Raw genomic sequence first — 18,959 nt, forward strand, 5'->3', positions numbered from 1 at the left:
CCACAACGGCGGTACCACGCGGCTTTCGTGGGAGCAGGCTTGCCCGCGAACGAGACCGACGCCGACTCGAACGTGGAACTGCCCAAGCCAGAACTGTCGAATCCGATTCGCAGGAAACGCCCTGTATCTCTTGTCAGATACTCAGAAGCGATGGTCGCGGCGCTATACTCTGCCGCTCGAATTCACCTATCGGACTACAAGGACTCGCCCATGAAAGCGTTCGGCAAATTCCTGGGGCTGGGACTTCTCGGGTTGTTGCTGATCATCGTGGCGCTGGGCTTCGCCCTGACCCACCTCTTCGATCCCAACGACTACAAAGACGAAATCCGCCAGCTGGCCCGCAACAAGGCCCACGTCGAGCTCACCCTCAACGGTGACATCGGCTGGAGCCTGTTCCCCTGGCTGGGCCTGGAACTGCACGAGGCGAGCATCGCCACGCTGAACAACCCCAAGCAGCCGTTCGCCGACCTGCAGATGCTCGGCCTGTCGGTGCGCGTGCTGCCGCTGCTGCGCCGTGAGGTGCAGATGAGCGACGTGCGCATCGAGGGCTTGAACCTTACGTTGCTGCGCGACGAACACGGCCATGGCAACTGGGAGGATATCGGCAAGCCGCTCCCCGACCCGAATGCCACGGCCAGCAACCAGCCTGCCCCTGCCGCAGGCGCGCCCGCGCAGCCATCGGCGCAGGCGCAGGCCAGCAGCGAACGCGCGGTGAAGCTGGACATCGACAGCCTGACCGTCAACAACGCGCGAGTGCAGTTCACCGATGAGCAGAGCGGCAAAAGCTATGGCGCCGAAAGCATCCAGTTGAGCAGCGGGCCCATTCACGATGGGGTCAACACCCCAATCAAGGCCAGCGCCTTCCTCAGCGCCAGCGAGCCGAACATCAAAGCCCGCACCGAACTGGTCGGCGACCTGCGCTTCGACCGCAAGCTCAAGCGCTACAGCCTCGAAGACATGCGCCTGTCCGGCGAAACCTCGGGCGAGCCGACCGCTGGCAAGACCGTGACCTTCGCCGCCCAGGGCCAGGTGCTGGTCGACCTGGGCGCCAACGTCGCGTCCTGGAGCGGCCTGAAGGTCTCGGCCAACCAGTTGCGCGCCCTCGGCGAGCTGAGCCTGCGCGACCTGGACAAGGCGCCGCAAATCAGCGGCGGGCTGTCCATCGCCCAGTTCGACCTGCGTACCTTCCTCGACGGCATCGGTCATCCGCTGCCAGCAACTGCCGACCCGGCGGCCTTCGCCAAGCTGGAACTGGTCGGTCGCCTGCAAGGCACCCAGAACTCGATCGCCATGGAAGACTTGGCGGTGAAACTCGACCAGAGCACCTTCACTGGCCGTGTCGCCGTCGAAGACTTCGCCAAGCAGGCCCTTCGCGTGCAGCTCAAGGGCGACACCTTCGATGCCGACCGCTACCTGCCTGCCAAGAGCGATGAGGCCAAGGGCGCCAAGGCCGCGCGCCAGGCCGAGGTCAAGCAACAGGAAGCCAGCGCGGTCGCCGGTGCCGGCACCACGCCGCTGCCCAACGCCCCCACTCAAGTAGCCTGGAGCAACGACAAGCTGTTGCCGGTCGATCGCCTGCGCGCCCTCGACCTGCAGGCCGATCTCTCGTTCGGCGCGCTGACCCTCGACAAGCTGCCGATCACCGACGCCCAGCTCAAGGCCAATGGCCAGGGCGGCCTGGTCACCCTGGAGACCCTCCGCGGTGGCCTGTACAACGGCACCTTCGAAGCCAAGGGCACCGTCGACGTACGCCCTGCCGTGCCGCAACTCGGGGTGAATACCAGGATCAACCGGGTACCGGTCGAGCACTTCATCAAGCGCGAAAGCCCGGATCAGGCACCGCCGGTCAAGGGTCTGCTGACCTTGTCGAGCGACCTGACCGCCACCGGCAACAGCCAGAAAGCGCTGATCGATACGCTCAACGGCAACGCCAGCTTCACCATCAACGACGGTGTGCTGGTCAACGCCAACCTCGAGCAGCAGCTGTGCCAGGCCATCGCCACCCTCAACCGCAAGCAGCTCAGCGGCGAGCCACGGGCCAAGGACACGCCATTCCAGGAGCTGCGCGGCACGCTGGTGGTACGCAATGGCGTGGCCAGCAACCCAGACCTCAAGGTGCGCATCCCGGGCTTGACCGTGAACGGCCAGGGCGACCTGGACCTGCGCGTACTGGGCATGGACTACGGCGTCGGCGTGGTGGTCGAGGGCGACCAGCGCGCCATGCCGGACCCGGCGTGCCAGGTCAATGAGCGCTATGTCGGCGTCGAAGTGCCACTGCGCTGCCGCGGCCCGCTCGAACTGGGGGCCAAGGCCTGCCGCCTGGACCAGGACGGCCTGGGCAAGGTTGCCGCGAAGCTTGCCGGCAACCGCCTGAAAGACAAGATCGACGAAAAGCTCGATGAAAAACTCGGCGACAAGGTGAGCCCTGAATTGAAAGACGCGCTCAAGGGGCTGTTCAAACGATGAGCCCCCAGCAGTTCTCCAGCGCCGTGCTGGCGTGGTTCGACCAGCACGGGCGTCATGATCTGCCCTGGCAACAGGGCATCACTCCCTACCGGGTGTGGGTGTCGGAAATCATGTTGCAGCAGACCCAGGTCAGTACCGTGCTCAACTACTTCGACCGCTTCATGCAGGCCCTGCCCACCGTGCAGGCCCTGGCCGAGGCGCCGGAGGACGAGGTCCTGCACCTGTGGACGGGCCTGGGCTACTACACCCGCGCGCGCAACCTGCAGAAGGCCGCGAAGATCGTCGTCGCCCAGCATGGCGGCGAATTCCCGCGCAGCGTCGAGGCGCTGACCGAGCTACCCGGTATCGGCCGTTCCACCGCAGGCGCCATCGCCAGTATCAGCATGGGCATCCGCGCACCGATCCTCGACGGCAACGTCAAGCGCGTCCTGGCGCGCTTCACCGCCCAGGCCGGTTACCCCGGCGAGCCGAAGGTGGCCAATGCGCTGTGGGCCGCAGCCGAGCGTTTCACCCCCATGACCCGGGTCAACCACTACACCCAGGCGATGATGGACCTGGGCGCCACGCTGTGTACACGCAGCAAGCCCAGTTGCCTGATCTGCCCGCTGCAGCAGGGTTGCGAGGCGCACCTGCTCGGTGACGAGAAACGCTACCCCGAACCCAAGCCGCGCAAGGCCCTGCCCCAGCGCAAGACGCTGATGCCGCTGCTGACCAACAACGAAGGCGCCATCCTGCTCTACCGCCGCCCCTCCAGCGGCCTGTGGGGCGGCCTGTGGAGCCTGCCAGAGCTCGACAGCCTGGCGCAGCTCGACGACCTCGCCTACCAGCACGGCCTGCGTATGACCGAAAGCCAGGCACTGCAAGGCCTGACCCACACCTTCAGCCACTTTCAGCTGGCGATCGAGCCGTGGCTGGTGCGTGTCGACCCGGTCGGATCGCACGTGGCCGAGCCTGACTGGCTCTGGTATAACCTCGCCACCCCGCCGCGCCTGGGCCTGGCAGCCCCGGTCAAGAAGCTGCTCGCACGCGTGGCCGACGAATTGATTGCAGGAGAAGCCCGATGACCCGCACCGTGAAGTGCCGCAAGTACAACGAAGAACTGCCAGGCCTGCCACGCCCGCCCTACCCTGGCGCCAAGGGCCAGGACATCTACGAGCACATCTCGCAGAAGGCCTGGGACGAGTGGCAGAAGCACCAGACCATGCTGATCAACGAGAAGCGCCTGAACATGATGAATGGCGAGGATCGTAAATTCCTCCAGGCGGAAATGGACAAGTTCTTCGCCGGCGAGGACTACGCCCAGGCCGAAGGCTACGTTCCACCCAGCGAATGACCAGCAAAACCGTAAGCAACGGAATTAATTTAAAAAATTTTCAAAAAGTCGTTGACGCAAACCTGAAAAAGCCTTTTAATGCGCCCCGTTGCCCAGATAGCTCAGTCGGTAGAGCAGAGGATTGAAAATCCTCGTGTCGGCGGTTCGACTCCGTCTCTGGGCACCAAAACACTAAAACCCTGAATCGAAAGATTCAGGGTTTTTTTATGCCTGCCACTTTTTATTCCAGCGACCTCACTAGTCCTGCGGATACAGAGAGCCGAACTCCTCCTCGCTCATGCACCCCAGGTAAGACACCGCCACCAGCTCCAGACCTTCGATAGACTCCAGCATCGGCCGGATAGCCGTACCCGGCAGTTTCTGTTCATCCTGGACAAAGACGTGACCCCGAAAGAACTGTACGCCGTCGTCGCCATAGCCGGTGCAGGTTGCGTAAAAGTAATGCTTCATCTCAACACTCCATATACCCCCGCGTTGTGCGAGGACTGCCACCAAGCTACGCATCAGCCAACCAAAGCATCAGTTGGAAAGCTGACGCTTCGTGTTCACACGATCAGCTCTGCGTTGATCAGCATCAAGGGGCCGGCGGGCAAGTATCCATACACTGCTTGATGGATACCCGATCCCCGAAAGGACCTCCATGAGCGACGATTCCCCCCTCCCCCTGCCCAACCCCGTCGAAGCTGCTCCGGCTACGCCACTGCGTACACCGCGCCCTCGCAAGCGCAAACCGCAAGCGTCCATCACCCGGATCAGCCAGCAGCCTACCGCCCTGGAAGTCGCTACCGCCCCTAAAGGCAGTAACGAAGACAGCACCAGCGCGCGCCTGCCGGCCAGCTACCCCTACCGCACGCGCATGCGCCGCCAGGAGTACGAAAAGGCCAAGCACGCGCTGCAGATCGAGCTGCTGAAGGTGCAGAGCTGGGCGAAAGATACCGGCCAGCGCATCGTGGTGCTGTTCGAGGGGCGCGATGCAGCGGGCAAGGGCGGAACCATCAAGCGCTTCATGGAGCACCTGAATCCGCGAGGGGCTCGCATCGTAGCGCTGGAGAAGCCGTCCGAGCAGGAAAAGGGCCAGTGGTACTTCCAGCGCTACATCCAGCACCTGCCTACGGCGGGCGAAATGGTGTTCTTCGACCGCTCCTGGTACAACCGCGCCGGGGTCGAGCGGGTCATGGACTTCTGCTCACCGCTGCAGTACCTGGAGTTCATGCGCCAGGCACCTGACCTTGAGCGGATGCTGTGCAACAGCGGCATCCTGCTGTTCAAGTACTGGTTCTCGGTGAATCGCGAAGAACAGCTGCGCCGCTTCATCTCCCGGCGGGACGACCCACTCAAGCACTGGAAGCTGTCGCCAATCGACATCAAGTCGCTGGACAAGTGGGACGACTACACCGCCGCCAAGGAGGCGATGTTCTTCCATACCGACACCGCCGATGCGCCCTGGACAGTGATCAAGTCCGACGACAAGAAGCGCGCCCGGCTCAACTGCATCCGGCACTTCCTCCACTCGCTGGATTACCCGGGCAAGGATCACAGCGTCGCCCACGCGCCAGATCCACTGCTGGTGGGTCGTGCCGCTCGCGGGTTCGAGGAAGAGGACGCTGCCGAGCTGGCCAGCTGAAACAAAAACGCCACCGTCGATACGGTGGCGTTTTCGTTATGCGATGCCTTGCCTTCAGTGCCAGACAGCAACCAGAGCCTCGAGCTCCGCTTCACTGAGCAGGCCTTGAGGGTAACGACCATCCAGAAGGCGGCGCGTATCGGTCTTCCTGACCCGGATGTTTCCATGGTGCTTCAACCATTGCGCCAGCACCTTGAGCGATTCGTGATTGATCGCCATTGGAGACAAAGCCGACTCACTTGTTGCATTCATTCGACACGTACTCCCTGGGGCCGTGAGCGGCTAAATTACTGTGAGATTGTTACAGAACAGCGTGGACCGCCGCCCCGAAACACCCCAGGGAAATGCAATACAAGAGCTGTGCCAGCGCGTGGATAAATCGTTTGCGCGAAGCAAAAGGGCCTGTCATTCGACAGGCCCTTTGAGTGTTCGGCGATCAGCGCTTGACCGGTGCCGGTTGCTGCTGGGTGAGGCAGTGGATGTTGCCGCCCCCCAGCAACAGCTCGCGACCCGGGATCATCACCACTTCATGGTCCGGGAAGACCTTGGCCAGAATCGCTCTAGCCTGGGCATCTGCCGGGTCGTCGAAGCTCGGCGCGATGATGCCGCCGTTGACGATCAGGAAGTTCACGTAGGAGCCGGCCAGGCGCACCGACGGGTCACGCTCCTGGCTGCCAGCGACCTGGTCAACGCCGGCGCATTCTTCCTCGGTGGCGAACAGCGGCCCGGGAATGGGCATCTTGTGCACCACGAACTCGCGCCCCTTGGCATCGCGGGTGTTTTTCAGCACCTCGTAGGCAGCGTGGCAGCGCGCATAGTTGGGGTCGTTGGAATCATCGGTCCAGGCCAGTAACACTTCGCCCGGGCTGACGTAACAGCAGAAGTTGTCGACGTGGCCGTCGGTTTCATCGTTGTACAGGCCTTCGGGCAGCCAGACGATGGTCTCGACTGCCAGATGTTCGCGCAGCACGTCTTCGATCTGCTCACGCGTGAGGTGCGGGTTGCGGTTGCGATTGAGCAGGCACTCTTCGGTGGTGATCAGGGTGCCTTCGCCGTCCACGTGGATCGAACCGCCCTCGAGCACGAAGCCTTCAGTGTGGTAGCGCTGGCAGCGCTCCATCTCCATGACCTTGGCGGCCAGTTCTTCGTCACGGTTCCAAGGCGCATACAGGCCGCCATCGAAACCGCCCCAGGCATTGAAGCCCCAGTCCACGCCACGCACTTCGCCATGATCGTTGATCACGAAGGTCGGGCCGGTGTCGCGGACCCAGGCGTCGTCGTTGCTGATCTCGACCACGCGAATATTGGGCAGGTCGAGCTGGCGGCGGGCATTTTCGTACTGGCCCGCAGATACCGCCACGGTGACCGGCTCGAAGCGGGCAATGGCCTTGGCCAGGGTGACGTGCGCCGCCTGCGCGGGCTTGCCGCCCAGACGCCAGTTGTCCGGGCGCTCCGGCCAGACCATCCATACCTGGGTTTGCGGGGCCCACTCGGCGGGCATGTGGAAACCGTCGGCGCGGGGAGTCGAGTTCAGGGTCTTCATGAGTAGCCTCTGGATGGCCCGGCAGGCTGGTGCCAGGGTTGATTGTGCGGGTGTCTGTCAGGGCCTCTTCGCGGGCAAGCCCGCTCCCACAGCGGCAGCATCAATTACCTGTGGGAGCGGGCTTGCCCGCGAAGGGCCAGCGAATACGACCAATCTAACCGATAGATATCGACTTTTAAAGCCTGAAATAAAATCAAAATAGATATTTCAAGAAATTTAATCGATATAAATCGATTTAGATCAACTCAGTTCCGCCAACACACGGTCCACGCAATCGACGAAGTAGTCCACGCTCTGCCGCGTGGTGCACATCGGCGGCTTGATCTTGAGGATGTTCAGGTAGTCTCCCGTGGGCTGCATGAAGATCCCCAGGTCGCGCAGGCGATCGCACAGGACCATGGTCTCCTCGGTGGCTGGTTCCAATGTCTGGCGGTCACGCACCAGTTCCAGCCCCAGGTAGAAGCCCGAGCCGTGGGCAGCACCAGCAAGCGGATGTTTATCGACCAACGCTTGCAAGCGCGCCATGAAGTGGCGGCCAACATCGCGGGCGTTATCCCACAGCCCTTCGTCGCGCATCACATCCAGCACTGCCATGCCGATGCGGCAGCTCACCGGGCTGCCCCCGGCCGAGGAGAAGAAATAACCCTCGGCCTCGAGCGCTTCGGCGATGTCGCGCCGGGTGATCACCGCCCCCAGCGGCTGGCCATTACCCATGCCCTTGGCCATGGTGATGATGTCCGGCACCACGCCCTGCTCCTCGAAGCCCCAGAAGTACTCGCCCAGGCGGCCGTAACCAACCTGCACTTCATCGGCGATGCACACACCGCCGCGCGCCCGCACCTTTGCATAGGCCTCGCGCAGGTAGCCCTGGGGCAGCGAGATACCGCCGGCATTGCCGTACACAGGCTCGCAGATCATCCCTGCAAGCTGGCGGCCACGGGCATCCAGGTCGGCGAGCTTGGCGTCGACATCGCGCAGGTAATCACTGGCACTGTCAGCGCCGCGGTAACGGCCGCGGAACGTATTGGGCGCCTCTACCGGATGCACCCAGTCCGGTCGGGTTTCCAGAGCCTGGGGATTGTCGGCGATCGAGGTGGAGATAGCATCGGTGGCCACCGACCAGCCGTGATAGGCCTCCAGCACGCTGAGCAGGTCACGCCCGCCGCTGTAGGCCCAGGCCAGACGGATCGCCAGATCGTTGGCCTCGGTACCGCTGTTGACCAGGAACACCCGGTCGAAGCCTTCCGGCGCTAATTCGAGCAGACGCTCGGAGAACTCGGCGACGGCCGCGTAGTGGAAGCGCGAGTTGGTATTGACCAGCGACCACTGCCGCGCCGATTCGGCGACCATGCGCGGATGCCCATGCCCGAGCACCGCCACGTTGTTGAGCATGTCCAGGTAGGAACGCCCCTGCATGTCGATCAGGTAGTTGCGCCAGCCGCGCTCGATATGGGGCGGCTGGGCATAGTAGTGCTTCTGCGAGCGGGCGAAGCTGGCATCGCGCCGCGCCAGCAGGGCCTGGGCATCGACCAGCGGCTCGGCATCGCAGTCGAAGCCCAGCAGTGCCGCCGGCGACGGGCAAAGCGCCAGCCAGGCCTGTGCCTGGGACGGTTTGGCAAAGAACGGCGGCGCAATGTTCGGATCCAGGCACAGCTGTACGCTCAGGAAGCCACAGGTCGAACCGAGCATCTGGCCCTTGCGCACCGATTCGCCATCCTCCGGCGCCTGCTCCAGGCCGCTCAGCCACAGCCCCCAACCGGCGGAGCTCAGGCACCCGCGGCCATCCCCCGTGCTCAGCCAGATACCGGTTTGCGGCGCGTGCAACACCGTGCCGCCCGGCAGGTTCAGTTCCACGCCCAAGGCACAGGTGGCAGGCTCGTCAGGGCGGTCAAAATGGGTTTGCGACAGACGGTACTGCCCATGCAGCGTGGTGGCGGGAGCCGGGGTGGCAAGCAACAGGTGCTGGTCGAATCCAGGCTGCTGCCAGTTTCCAGCCTCGCAGTGCGGGCTCAGCACCCCCAGATCGAGCCGACGCACGGTCTGGCCGGCCAGGCTCGGCAGCAGTGCTGCACAGTCGCCGAGGTCCAGGGTGTCCGGGGCAAGGCCCGCGGCCTGCAGGATCGCCGCTTCCATCAGGGCGGCAGGCACCGCAGTGGCGGTATCGAAGATTTCCCACTCATGGGCGATGTTGTCGCGGGTGTACTGGTTGTCCGGATCGACGGTGAGTTGCTGCTCGCTGCTGAGCACCAGCACCGCGGAACGGTTGAGCACCAGCGGCCACAAGGCGCGCAATTCGGCTTCGCTCAGCGGATTGACCGCCTGGTAGGCCGCAACCACCGGCAAGATCCGTAGCGGATCGCCTTCGGCATGATGCAGCAAGGCCGCGCAGGTGACCGAGAGGTCGGCGATACGCCAGGTGTGTGACAGGTCGCCGAAGTCGATAACGCCTTGCGCCTGCCACTGACGATGCTCGTCAAGCGCCCAGACCACGTTGTCATCGGTGATGTCCAGATGCACCGCCTGCGTCGGAAGCTGTCCGACCAGCGGCTGCAGACGCGCCCGCGCCTGACTGGCCACACCCTCGACGCGCTCGCGCCGGGCCTCATCCTTGATGACCGGCAGCAGGTGCTCGATCAACTCCTCGGCATGGCGTGGGTCCCACTGCAGCGTGCGCTCCAGCCCCGGGTGCTCGAAACCGGCCAGGGCCTTGCCAAGTTGCGCACACAGCGCCCCCAGCTCGGCCATCAGCCTATCCGGCATGTGCTTGAGGCGGGTCAGCGGCTGGCCTTCAATGTACTCGAGCAACCGGCCACGCAGGGCCTGCCCGCCGATTTCCAGCGCCAGCAGCCCCTCACCATTGAGCGCCGGGCGCACCGCAGGCACCGGTAAACCCTGCCCGCGCAGGTAGGCCAGTGCAGCATGCTGCGCTTCGAGCTCAACCTGGGCATAGCTGCCATGGCACAGCTTGAAGACGAAGCGCCCCTGCTCGCTGTCCAGCCGGAAGTTCACGTCCTGCTGGCTACCGAGGGGCACCAGCGCGCCGTGCAGGCCGTAATAGGCCTGCAGGGCATGGCTGGCCTGCACCTCGGAAACCTCGGGACGTGGAAGGCTGGAGCGGTGGATCAGGGTGTGCAACGGCATGGTGCGAACCTCGGCCTCTTTTTTGCTTATATCGCCATTACCACTGCCCGGAAGCAAGGGGGTGAAGCGCAGACTGTCGTTGCCAATCTGCAACGATCATTGCCAAAGCCGCGCCCCAGAAGGCCTGGCCTCGCCCGCTGTCCACCAGGAGCTCGATGTCGATGCACGCTGCACCACTGTTGTTGTCGCCTCTCCCGCACCGGCTCCTTGACGCCGTGGCATCGTCGCGCCAACTGCCTGCGTCAGAAGTCCGTCATCCAGACACAGGGGCAGGGTCATGAAGAAAGTCGCCATCCTGCAATCGAACTACATCCCCTGGAAGGGCTACTTCGACCTGATCGCCGCCGTGGACGAGTTCATCCTCTACGACGACATGCAGTACACCAAGAACGACTGGCGCAACCGCAACCAGATCAAGACGCCCAAAGGCGTGGAATGGCTGACCGTCCCTGTCGGCCAGGGCATCGACCGGCGCATCCGCGACGTCGAGCTGCACGACCAGCGCTGGCAGGTCAAACACTGGAAGACCTTGGAAGCCAACTACGCCAAGGCCCCGCATTTCAAGGCTATCGCCGAATGGCTCAAGCCGCTGTACATGGAACAGGCCCACCGCCATCTCAGCACCCTGAACCACAGGCTGTTGCAGGCCATCTGTGGGTATCTGGGCATCGGCACACGCATCAGCCACTCCTGGGACTATCGCCTGGGTGAAGGCAAGAGCGAACGCCTGGTCGACTTGTGCCTGCAAGCCGGTGCCAGCGAATACCTTTCCGGCCCCGCCGCGCGCGACTACCTGGATGAAAGCCTGTTCGCCGCACAGGGCATCACCGTCAGTTGGTTCGACTACAGCGGCTACCCCCAATACCCGCAGCAGTGGGGTGATTTCACCCATGGCGTGACCATCCTCGACCTGCTGTTCAACTGTGGCCCGGACGCACCGCGCTTCATGAAGCATGTGCGACCACCGGCTCCTGAATCCACCGCGCCGACGGGCGCAGCACCCGACATGCGAGTCTCCCCATGAGCAATGCACTAGACAGCTACATCGGCGCCTACAGTGATCGTTTCGGCTTCGCTTTCGACAACGACATCATGCTCAACTGGTATCCCCAGCGGATCATGAAGCTATGCCAGGAACATCACTCGATTCTGGAATTGGGCGTCGGCCACGGTTTCTCGACCAACCGCTTCTCGCGCTTCTTCGCCTCGCATACGGTGATCGACGGCTCACCCTCGGTCATCGCCCAGTTCCGCGAAAACTACCCCGACAGCCCGGTCGAGATCGTCGAAAGCTATTTCGAGCACTTCGACACCGAGCGGACCTTCGACCTGATCGTGATGGGCTTCATCCTCGAACACGTCGACAACCCGCAGCAGGTCCTGGAGCACTTCCGTCGCTTCCTCGCGCCTGGCGGCCGACTGTTCGCCCTGGTGCCCAATGGCGAGTCGCTGCACCGGCGTATCGGCCACGCGGCAGGCAAGCTCGACGACATGATGAAGCTGGGCCAGGGTGACCTGGAACTGGGCCACCAGCGCACCTACTCGGTCAGCCGCCTGACCGATGAGCTGGAGCAGGCCGGCTATCGCATCGTGCGCAAGGAGGGGGTATTCCTCAAGCCGCTGATGACCTCGCAACTGCAGCCGCTGGGGCTGTCCAACGAGATCATCGAAGGGATGTGCACGGTCGGCATCGACTATCCCGAGCTCTGCTGCGCCCTGATGTTCGAGGCCCAGGTCGAGCCGACATGAGAAGCCTGTTGATCGGCAGCACCTCGGTCATCGGCCAGGCCATCGCCGCCCGGCTTGCCATGCTGGGTGAAGTCAGGACCGCCGGGCGTCGCGAAGCGGACTTCCCGTTCGACCTGGAGCGGTCAGACAACCCGCCCTTCGATGGCGGGCATTTCGATACCGTGGTGCTGGTGGCCGCCGCCTTCGGCGGAACCTCCAGCGAAGCGCTGATCAAGGCCGAACAGGTCAACGCGGTCGGTACCCTGCGCGCTTGCGAGCTTGCTGCGCAAAGCGGCGCCCGACACCTGATCCTGGTGTCTTCGGTGTTCGCAGGCTTTAACGCCGACGACCCTCACTACAACATCTATTCGCTGTCGAAGCGCCATTCCGAGGAGCTTGCACAGCTGTTCTGCAAGCAACGCGAAATCGCCCTGACCATCCTGCGTCCCAGCCAGGTCTACGATGCAGCCGGTGCCTGCCGCAAACACCAGGGACTGCTGTACCTCATCGCCGAAACGGCGCGCGCAGGCAAGACGGTGCAGCTGTATGGCAACAACGACGCGCAGCGCAACTACCTGTTTCTGGACGACCTGGCCGAGATCGTGAAACGCGTGGCGCAGCGCACGGTGGTCGGTCGCTTCGACTGCGTGCACCCGCACAGCCCCAGGCTGTCGGAGATCGCCGAAGCGGCCTTTGCCGCCTGCGCCCGCAGCGCCGACATCCACTTCCTGCGCGACAAGCCGGACATCGCCGACATGCCGGCCATGCAGGCCGATGCGCAACTGCACCAGGCCATCGACTATTGGCCAGCCACCGACATTCGTACCGGCCTGCAACTGATGCAGGCTCATCAGGAGGCCCAGCAATGACCACGGCAATGGTCACCGGCGTCGGCGCGATAATGGGCTACGGCCTGCTGAAATCGCTGCGCGCCGCCGACCCGACGATCAGGCTGCTGGGCACCGACATCTACGACGATGCGGTAGGCCAGGCCTGGTGTGACCACTTCGAACAGGCCCCGTTGACCGCCGACCCCAGGTATCAGGACTGGCTGCTGCGGATGATCGAGCAGTACCGGGTCGATCTGCTGATTCCCGGTATCGAACAGGATGTGCACTGGCTCGACGAACACCGTGACGCACTGGCTGCCACCGGCTGCCGGATTGTGCTCAACGATGCCCGGCTGATCAGCCTGTCGCGCGACAAATACGCCATGGACCAGGCCCTGCTGGCACATGAAGACGACGCCCGTATCCCCAGCCATCTGACCGGCGACTTTGCCTCGCTTTCGCAGCAGCTGGGCCTGCCGTTCCTGCTCAAGCCACGGCGCAGCTACGCTTCCAAGGGCCTGGTGTGGGTCCGCGAAGAGCGTGATTTCACACCCTGGGCACCCCTTCTCGGGGAGGTGCTGATGGCCCAGCCGATCATCGGCAGCGCCAGCCAGGAGTACACCGTGGCGGTGTTCGGTGACGGCCAGGGCGGCATCTGCGCCGCGATCACCTTCCAGCGCAGCCTGGCCTCTGACGGCTCCACAGCCAAGGCCAAAGTGCGCCACGACGCCAGCCTGGATGCTGTGGTGACGCGCCTGTGCCAGCACTTCAAACCGGTCGGGCCCACCAACCTGCAGTTCCGCCGGGCAGACGACGGCACCTGGAAGCTGCTGGAGATCAATCCCCGGATCTCTTCCACCAGTTCCATCCGCACCGCTTTCGGCTACAACGAGGCCGCCATGTGCCTGGCCTGGTATCTCAAGGGCGAAAGGCCCCGGCAACCAGCGCTGCGCGCAGGTTTTGCTGTGCGCTACATCGAGGACTACGTGGTTCATGATCGGGATCATTTCTGACATCCACGGCAATTTCGCCGCACTGTCCACCGTGCTCGCCGAGCTCGATCGGATGGGTGTGGACGAGATCATCTGCCTGGGCGACACCGCCGGTTACTACAGCCAGGTCAACGAGTGCTGCGATACCTTGCGCGCTCGCGGGATCTTCTCGCTGATGGGCAACCACGATGCCTACATCGCGCTCAACCAGCCCTGCCCACGCTCCAACAGCGCCAATGCTTGCCTGGACTATCAGCGCGAGGTACTCAGCGCCGACAACCGCCGCTGGCTCGAAAGCCTGCCGGAGCGTGCCAGCCTGCACGGCCTGGAGTTGATCCACGGTGGCTGGAACGACCCACTCGACGAATATCTCGAGCCCAGCGAAGCCTATTTCGCTGAACACCCGGGGCGCTTCTTCGTCTCCGGCCACAGCCATGTGCAGTTCCTCTGGCAGGGCCGCGACAAGACCTGGTGCAACCCCGGCTCGGTCGGCCAGCCCCGCGACGGCGACCCTCGAGCGGCCTTCGCCACATGGGACGGCCAACGCTTCGCGCTCTACCGCATCGCCTATGACATCGAGGCCGCGCAACGTGCCATGGCACACGCAGGCTTCACCGACTATTTCTACGAGAACCTTGCCAAGGGCACGCAGATCGGCGGGCGCGTCAGCGCGATCCGCAGCGACCTTCCGCCCGCGAACTCTGCAGGAAACCGCCCATGAGCCTGGAAAAGATCCCCTTCAACCGCCCCTACATGACCGGCAAGGAGTTCCACCACATTGCCGAGGCCAACCTGGGCCAGATGCTTGCCGGTGACGGACCGTTCACCAAGCGCTGCCATGCCTGGCTCGAGGAGCGTACCGGCAGCAGCAAGGCGCTGCTGACCCATTCCTGCACCGCAGCGCTGGAGATGTGCGCGCTGCTGCTCGACCTCCAGCCCGGCGATGAAGTGATCATGCCGTCCTACACCTTCGTCTCCACCGCCAATGCTTTCGTCCTGCGCGGCGCGGTGCCGGTGTTCGTCGATATCCGCGAAGACACGCTCAACCTCGACGAACGCCTGATCGAAGCTGCCATCACCCCACGCACCAAGGCCATCGCCGTGGTCCACTACGCTGGAGTCGCCTGCGAGATGGACAGCATCCTGGCCATCGCCCACAGGCACGGCCTGAAGGTGGTGGAGGATGCCGCGCAAGGCGTCATGTCCAGCTACAAGGGGCGTGCGCTGGGCAGCATTGGTGATCTGGGAGCGTTCAGCTTCCATGAAACCAAGAACGTCATCAGCGGCGAGGGCGGAGCCCTGCTGGCCAACGATCCAGAGCTGGTGATGCGCGCGGAAATCATCCGCGAGAAGGGTACCGATCGCAGCCGCTTCTTCCGCGGCCAGGTCGACAAGTACACCTGGCAGGAGGTCGGATCGTCGTTCCTGCCCGGCGAGCTGACCGCCGCCTTCCTCTGGGCACAGTTGCAGGAAGCCGAAGCGATCACCAACAGCCGCCTGGCTACCTGGGCGCGCTATCACCACGCCCTCGTTGGCCTCGAGGCGGACGGGCTGCTGCGCAGGCCGATCATCCCGCAGGACTGCCAGCACAACGCCCATATGTACTATGTGCTGCTCGCCCCGGGCATTGACCGTCAGGCCGTGTTGCAGAGGATGCGAGACGAAGAGGTGTATCCCGTGTTCCACTATGTGCCACTGCATTCCTCGCCCGCCGGCGAGCGCTACGGACGTGCACATGGCTCGATGCAGCTCACCGACGAACTGTCAGACCGCCTGGTACGCCTGCCGCTGTGGTGCGGCCTGGGCGATGAACGTCAGGACAGGGTGATTTCAGCCTTGAGTACCGCGCTCGCGCGCCGTTGAAACAACGGCTGTTGCGCGCCTGCAGCACAATGCCACTACCACCAGCAGGATAGTCACACCCCATGCGTATTCTCATTACCGGCGGTGCCGGCTTCATCGGTTCGGCGCTGATCCGCTACTTGATCGGCCATACCGACAACGAAGTGCTGAACCTCGACAAATTGACCTACGCCGGCAACCTCGAGTCGCTGCGCGGTATCGCCGATAACAGCCGCTATGAGTTCGTACAGGCCGATATCGTGGATCAGGAGACCGTCAGCGCTGTCCTCGAACGTTTTCAGCCTGATGCAATCATGCACCTGGCCGCCGAGTCGCACGTCGATCGCTCCATCGACGGGCCGGCAGCATTCATCCAGACCAACATCACCGGCACCTATACCTTGCTGGAGGCCACTCGCGCGTGGTGGAGTCGCCAGCCGGAAGAGGCACGCGCCGCGTTCCGCTTTCACCACATCTCCACCGACGAGGTGTACGGCGATCTGCACGGTGCCGACGACCTGTTCCGCGAAACCACGCCCTATGCCCCAAGCTCGCCCTACTCTGCCAGCAAGGCGGCATCCGACCATCTTGTCCGCGCCTGGCATCGTACCTACGGCCTGCCGGTGCTGATCACCAACTGCTCGAACAATTACGGCCCATATCACTTCCCCGAGAAACTCATCCCGTTGATGATCCTCAACGCCCTCGCCGGCAAGCCACTACCGGTGTACGGCAACGGCCAGCAAGTGCGTGACTGGCTGTTCGTCGAGGACCATGCCCGCGCGCTGCTCAGGGTGGTGACCGCAGGCAAGGTCGGCGAGACCTACAATATCGGCGGGCACAACGAACAGAAGAACCTCGATGTAGTACACGCGCTCTGCAATCTGCTCGAAGAACTCGCGCCCCAGCGGCCCGCCAACATCGTCCACTTCAGTGACCTCATCACCTTCGTCCAGGACCGCCCCGGCCACGACCTGCGCTACGCCATCGACGCGGGCAAGATCGAGCGCGAGCTGGGCTGGGTGCCGGAGGAGACCTTCGAGTCCGGTCTGCGCAAGACCGTGCAGTGGTACCTCGACAACCTGGAATGGTGCCGCCACGTCCAGGATGGCAGCTATCAGGGTGAGCGCCTGGGCAATTCCGACTTCAAGGACCTGATCGCATGACCAAGGGCATCGTCCTCGCCGGAGGCTCCGGTACACGCCTGCACCCCATCACCCTCGGCGTGTCGAAACAGCTGCTGCCGATCTACGACAAACCGATGATCTACTACCCGATCTCGGTGTTGATGCTTGCCGGCATCCGCGACATCCTGCTCATCTCCACACCTCAGGACTTGCCGCAGTACCGCCAGCTGTTCGGCGACGGCAGCCAGTTCGGCATCAACCTCAGCTACGCCGAGCAGCCCTCGCCTGATGGCCTGGCCCAGGCCTTCCTGATTGGCGAAGACTTCATCGGCGACGATTCGGTGTGCCTGATCCTCGGCGACAACATCTTCCATGGCCAAGGTTTCAGCGAACAGTTGCTGCGTGCGGTCAACCGCCCCTCCGGTGCGACGGTATTCGGCTACCTGGTCAAGGATCCGGAGCGCTTCGGCGTGGTCGAGTTCGACGCGCAGGGCAATGCCCTGTCCATCGAGGAAAAGCCGGTCGCGCCGCGCTCCAGCTACGCGGTGACCGGCCTGTATTTCTACGACAACGATGTGGTCGAGATCGCCAAGGGTGTACGCCCTTCGCCTCGGGGCGAACTGGAAATCACCGACATCACCAACGCCTATCTCAAGCGCGGCGACTTGAGGGTCGAACGCTTCGGTCGCGGATTCGCCTGGCTCGATACCGGCACCCACGACAGCCTGCTGGAGGCTTCCCAGTACGTGCAGACCATCGAGCACCGCCAGGGTTTGAAAGTGGCATGCCTGGAAGAAATCGCCTATCAGAAGGGCTGGATCTGCCGGGAAAGGCTGCTGGCCAAGGCCAACGAACTTAAAAAAACCGGCTACGGCCAATACCTGAGCAAACTGGCTGAAGAAACGCCATGAACGTCATCAATACCGCAATCCCCGAAGTCCTCATCATCGAGCCCAAGGTATTCGGTGACAGTCGTGGTTTCTTCTTCGAAAGCTTCAATGCCCGCACCTTCGCCGAACGCACCGGCGTCCATGCCGAGTTCGTTCAGGACAATCATTCGCGCTCCCAGCAAGGCGTACTGCGCGGTCTGCATTACCAGTTGCAGAACCCGCAAGGCAAGCTGGTCCGCGTGACCCTGGGCGAGGTGCTGGACGTGGCCGTGGACATCCGCCGCGGCTCACCGACCTTCGGGCGCTGGGTCAGCGCACGCCTGTCCGCCGAGAACCACCGCCAGATGTGGATCCCTGCGGGCTTCGCCCACGGTTTCGTGGTACTCAGCGAGTCGGCCGATTTCCTGTACAAGACCACCGACTATTACAACCCCGCTGCCGAACGCTGCATTCGCTGGGACGATCCGCAGTTGGCCATCGACTGGCAACTGACGTCGGAACCGCTGCTGTCAGCCAAGGACCAGGCCGGGGTGCTGCTTCAGGACGCGGAGCTGTTCCCATGAAGATCCTCGTCTGCGGCCGCAACGGCCAGGTCGCCCAGGCCCTTCAGCAGGCACTGGCCGGGCTTGGCGAGCTGCACCTGCTCGGCCGCGACCAGCTCGACCTGGCTCACCCCGAAGCCGTGCGTGAGCCTCTGCGCCAGCTCGCCCCGGACCTGATCATCAACGCCGCGGCGCACACTGCGGTAGACCAGGCCGAAAGCGAAGCGTCGCTGGCTCACGCGATCAATGCCGAAGGTCCGAGGGTGTTGGCCGAGGAAGCCGCACGCCTGGGTGCGCCGCTGATCCACTACTCCACCGACTACGTATTCGACGGCAACAAGACAACGCCTTATGTCGAGGATGACCCGGTGCATCCGCTGGGCGTCTACGGCCAGAGCAAACTCGCAGGCGAGCAGGCGATTGCCGCGGTCGGCGCCGAGCACCTGATTCTGCGTACCAGCTGGGTGTACTCGCTGCATGGGCGCAACTTCCTGCTGACCATGCAACGCCTGCTGCAGGAGCGCCCGCAATTGAAGGTGGTCGACGACCAGATCGGCGCACCGACCTGGGCCGGGACGATCGCCGCGAGTACCCGCGCCTTGATCGAGCGCTGGCAGGCCGGCCAGGCGGGTGCGTGGGGCACTTATCACCTGACGGCCCAGGGCGAAACCTCCTGGTTCGGCTTCGCCCAGGCCATCGCCGAGCAGTTGAAGGCCCGCGACCTGCCCTGCGCCGAACTGCTGCCGATCCCCAGCAGCGAATATCCGACCCCGGCCCGCCGCCCGCTCAACTCTCGTCTGGACTGCTCACGCCTGGCACGTGAATGGCAGGTCAGCCAGCCGCATTGGCAGCAAGCGCTGATCGACTGCCTGAAGTAGCGCATAATTGCGCCAGTTCATTC

General features: G+C 63.6%; 18 protein-coding genes and 1 tRNA gene. 15 read left to right on the plus strand and 4 right to left on the minus strand.

From position 1 onward, the window contains the following. Positions 1–210: 210 nt before the first annotated feature. From IAE40_RS10045 to IAE40_RS10060, 4 genes are all read left to right on the plus strand, one after another. The gene (locus tag IAE40_RS10045) at positions 211–2,466 is read left to right on the plus strand and encodes an AsmA family protein (protein ID WP_200603110.1); all 2,256 of its coding nucleotides are present in this window, start codon (positions 211–213) and stop codon (positions 2,464–2,466) included. After that, positions 2,463–3,530, plus strand: coding sequence for an A/G-specific adenine glycosylase (gene mutY, locus IAE40_RS10050; protein ID WP_153772450.1), 1,068 nt, complete (start codon positions 2,463–2,465; stop codon positions 3,528–3,530). The genes IAE40_RS10045 and mutY overlap by 4 nt, the downstream gene beginning before the upstream one ends. Further along, positions 3,527–3,799: an oxidative damage protection protein gene (locus IAE40_RS10055; protein WP_054891704.1), complete on the plus strand. Its 273-nt coding sequence runs from the start codon at positions 3,527–3,529 to the stop codon at positions 3,797–3,799. The genes mutY and IAE40_RS10055 overlap by 4 nt, the downstream gene beginning before the upstream one ends. A 90-nt stretch (positions 3,800–3,889) precedes the next feature. After that, positions 3,890–3,965: transfer RNA gene (locus tag IAE40_RS10060), tRNA-Phe, on the plus strand. A gap of 71 nt (positions 3,966–4,036) precedes the next feature. Here IAE40_RS10060 and IAE40_RS10065 read toward each other — a convergent pair. Then, positions 4,037–4,249, minus strand: coding sequence for a hypothetical protein (locus IAE40_RS10065; RefSeq protein WP_151925521.1), 213 nt, complete (start codon positions 4,247–4,249; stop codon positions 4,037–4,039). Positions 4,250–4,439: 190 nt separating this feature from the next. Between IAE40_RS10065 and ppk2 the strand changes: the two genes are divergently transcribed. Further along, entirely contained in the window at positions 4,440–5,423 is a 984-nt protein-coding gene (gene ppk2, locus IAE40_RS10070) for a polyphosphate kinase 2 (protein WP_234465118.1), read from the plus strand. A 54-nt stretch (positions 5,424–5,477) separates the two neighbouring features. Here the strand turns inward: ppk2 and IAE40_RS10075 are convergent, their stop codons facing one another. The 3 genes from IAE40_RS10075 to IAE40_RS10085 all read right to left on the minus strand — a co-directional run bounded on the left by IAE40_RS10075 (position 5,478) and on the right by IAE40_RS10085 (position 10,107). Continuing rightward, complete coding sequence (locus IAE40_RS10075) at positions 5,478–5,675, minus strand: hypothetical protein (RefSeq protein ID WP_054891701.1); 198 nt, start codon at positions 5,673–5,675, stop codon at positions 5,478–5,480. A gap of 184 nt (positions 5,676–5,859) precedes the next feature. Further along, complete coding sequence (gene aguA, locus IAE40_RS10080) at positions 5,860–6,966, minus strand: agmatine deiminase (RefSeq protein ID WP_054891700.1); 1,107 nt, start codon at positions 6,964–6,966, stop codon at positions 5,860–5,862. 240 nt (positions 6,967–7,206) lie between these two features. After that, the gene (locus IAE40_RS10085; RefSeq protein ID WP_200603111.1) at positions 7,207–10,107 is read right to left on the minus strand and encodes an aminotransferase; all 2,901 of its coding nucleotides are present in this window, start codon (positions 10,105–10,107) and stop codon (positions 7,207–7,209) included. Between the two features lie 277 nt (positions 10,108–10,384). Between IAE40_RS10085 and IAE40_RS10090 the strand changes: the two genes are divergently transcribed. The 10 genes from IAE40_RS10090 to rfbD all read left to right on the plus strand — a co-directional run bounded on the left by IAE40_RS10090 (position 10,385) and on the right by rfbD (position 18,936). After that, complete coding sequence (locus IAE40_RS10090; protein ID WP_200603112.1) at positions 10,385–11,131, plus strand: WbqC family protein; 747 nt, start codon at positions 10,385–10,387, stop codon at positions 11,129–11,131. Beyond that, positions 11,128–11,856 carry a class I SAM-dependent methyltransferase gene (locus tag IAE40_RS10095; RefSeq protein WP_054891698.1) on the plus strand — a complete coding sequence of 243 codons (729 nt, stop codon included), beginning with the start codon at positions 11,128–11,130 and terminating at the stop codon, positions 11,854–11,856. Before IAE40_RS10090 ends, IAE40_RS10095 begins: the two co-directional genes overlap by 4 nt. Continuing rightward, positions 11,853–12,704, plus strand: coding sequence for an NAD-dependent epimerase/dehydratase family protein (locus IAE40_RS10100; RefSeq protein ID WP_197889765.1), 852 nt, complete (start codon positions 11,853–11,855; stop codon positions 12,702–12,704). Before IAE40_RS10095 ends, IAE40_RS10100 begins: the two co-directional genes overlap by 4 nt. Then, positions 12,701–13,678 (plus strand): ATP-grasp domain-containing protein, encoded by a 978-nt coding sequence (locus IAE40_RS10105; RefSeq protein WP_197889764.1) that lies wholly within the window; start codon positions 12,701–12,703, stop codon positions 13,676–13,678. The genes IAE40_RS10100 and IAE40_RS10105 overlap by 4 nt, the downstream gene beginning before the upstream one ends. Next, on the plus strand, positions 13,659–14,378 hold the full coding sequence (locus IAE40_RS10110; RefSeq protein ID WP_153772457.1) for a metallophosphoesterase family protein: 720 nt from the start codon (positions 13,659–13,661) through the stop codon (positions 14,376–14,378). The genes IAE40_RS10105 and IAE40_RS10110 overlap by 20 nt, the downstream gene beginning before the upstream one ends. Continuing rightward, positions 14,375–15,520 carry a dTDP-4-amino-4,6-dideoxygalactose transaminase gene (gene rffA, locus IAE40_RS10115; protein WP_153772458.1) on the plus strand — a complete coding sequence of 382 codons (1,146 nt, stop codon included), beginning with the start codon at positions 14,375–14,377 and terminating at the stop codon, positions 15,518–15,520. The genes IAE40_RS10110 and rffA overlap by 4 nt, the downstream gene beginning before the upstream one ends. A gap of 62 nt (positions 15,521–15,582) precedes the next feature. Continuing rightward, positions 15,583–16,665: a dTDP-glucose 4,6-dehydratase gene (gene rfbB, locus IAE40_RS10120; protein WP_125930979.1), complete on the plus strand. Its 1,083-nt coding sequence runs from the start codon at positions 15,583–15,585 to the stop codon at positions 16,663–16,665. Next, on the plus strand, positions 16,662–17,537 hold the full coding sequence (gene rfbA, locus IAE40_RS10125) for a glucose-1-phosphate thymidylyltransferase RfbA (RefSeq protein WP_125930980.1): 876 nt from the start codon (positions 16,662–16,664) through the stop codon (positions 17,535–17,537). Before rfbB ends, rfbA begins: the two co-directional genes overlap by 4 nt. Then, on the plus strand, positions 17,534–18,079 hold the full coding sequence (gene rfbC, locus IAE40_RS10130; protein ID WP_200603113.1) for a dTDP-4-dehydrorhamnose 3,5-epimerase: 546 nt from the start codon (positions 17,534–17,536) through the stop codon (positions 18,077–18,079). Before rfbA ends, rfbC begins: the two co-directional genes overlap by 4 nt. Further along, entirely contained in the window at positions 18,076–18,936 is an 861-nt protein-coding gene (gene rfbD / locus IAE40_RS10135; protein ID WP_200603114.1) for a dTDP-4-dehydrorhamnose reductase, read from the plus strand. The genes rfbC and rfbD overlap by 4 nt, the downstream gene beginning before the upstream one ends. Positions 18,937–18,959 lie beyond the last annotated feature (23 nt).

It is taken from the genome of Pseudomonas sp. S44 (assembly GCF_016624805.1).
In the GTDB taxonomy this organism is placed as follows: domain Bacteria; phylum Pseudomonadota; class Gammaproteobacteria; order Pseudomonadales; family Pseudomonadaceae; genus Aquipseudomonas; species Aquipseudomonas machongensis.

Excerpts from the sequence above, each read along its gene's own strand:
- IAE40_RS10045 (WP_200603110.1), top strand. The coding sequence starts at position 211 with ATGAAAGCGTTCGGCAAATTCCTGGGGCTGGGACTTCTCGGGTTGTTG.
- mutY (WP_153772450.1), top strand. The coding sequence starts at position 2,463 with ATGAGCCCCCAGCAGTTCTCCAGCGCCGTGCTGGCGTGGTTCGACCAG.
- IAE40_RS10055 (WP_054891704.1), top strand. The coding sequence starts at position 3,527 with ATGACCCGCACCGTGAAGTGCCGCAAGTACAACGAAGAACTGCCAGGC.
- IAE40_RS10065 (WP_151925521.1), bottom strand. The coding sequence starts at position 4,249 with ATGAAGCATTACTTTTACGCAACCTGCACCGGCTATGGCGACGACGGC.
- ppk2 (WP_234465118.1), top strand. The coding sequence starts at position 4,440 with ATGAGCGACGATTCCCCCCTCCCCCTGCCCAACCCCGTCGAAGCTGCT.
- IAE40_RS10075 (WP_054891701.1), bottom strand. The coding sequence starts at position 5,675 with ATGAATGCAACAAGTGAGTCGGCTTTGTCTCCAATGGCGATCAATCAC.
- aguA (WP_054891700.1), bottom strand. The coding sequence starts at position 6,966 with ATGAAGACCCTGAACTCGACTCCCCGCGCCGACGGTTTCCACATGCCC.
- IAE40_RS10085 (WP_200603111.1), bottom strand. The coding sequence starts at position 10,107 with ATGCCGTTGCACACCCTGATCCACCGCTCCAGCCTTCCACGTCCCGAG.
- IAE40_RS10090 (WP_200603112.1), top strand. The coding sequence starts at position 10,385 with ATGAAGAAAGTCGCCATCCTGCAATCGAACTACATCCCCTGGAAGGGC.
- IAE40_RS10095 (WP_054891698.1), top strand. The coding sequence starts at position 11,128 with ATGAGCAATGCACTAGACAGCTACATCGGCGCCTACAGTGATCGTTTC.
- IAE40_RS10100 (WP_197889765.1), top strand. The coding sequence starts at position 11,853 with ATGAGAAGCCTGTTGATCGGCAGCACCTCGGTCATCGGCCAGGCCATC.
- IAE40_RS10105 (WP_197889764.1), top strand. The coding sequence starts at position 12,701 with ATGACCACGGCAATGGTCACCGGCGTCGGCGCGATAATGGGCTACGGC.
- IAE40_RS10110 (WP_153772457.1), top strand. The coding sequence starts at position 13,659 with ATGATCGGGATCATTTCTGACATCCACGGCAATTTCGCCGCACTGTCC.
- rffA (WP_153772458.1), top strand. The coding sequence starts at position 14,375 with ATGAGCCTGGAAAAGATCCCCTTCAACCGCCCCTACATGACCGGCAAG.
- rfbB (WP_125930979.1), top strand. The coding sequence starts at position 15,583 with ATGCGTATTCTCATTACCGGCGGTGCCGGCTTCATCGGTTCGGCGCTG.
- rfbA (WP_125930980.1), top strand. The coding sequence starts at position 16,662 with ATGACCAAGGGCATCGTCCTCGCCGGAGGCTCCGGTACACGCCTGCAC.
- rfbC (WP_200603113.1), top strand. The coding sequence starts at position 17,534 with ATGAACGTCATCAATACCGCAATCCCCGAAGTCCTCATCATCGAGCCC.
- rfbD (WP_200603114.1), top strand. The coding sequence starts at position 18,076 with ATGAAGATCCTCGTCTGCGGCCGCAACGGCCAGGTCGCCCAGGCCCTT.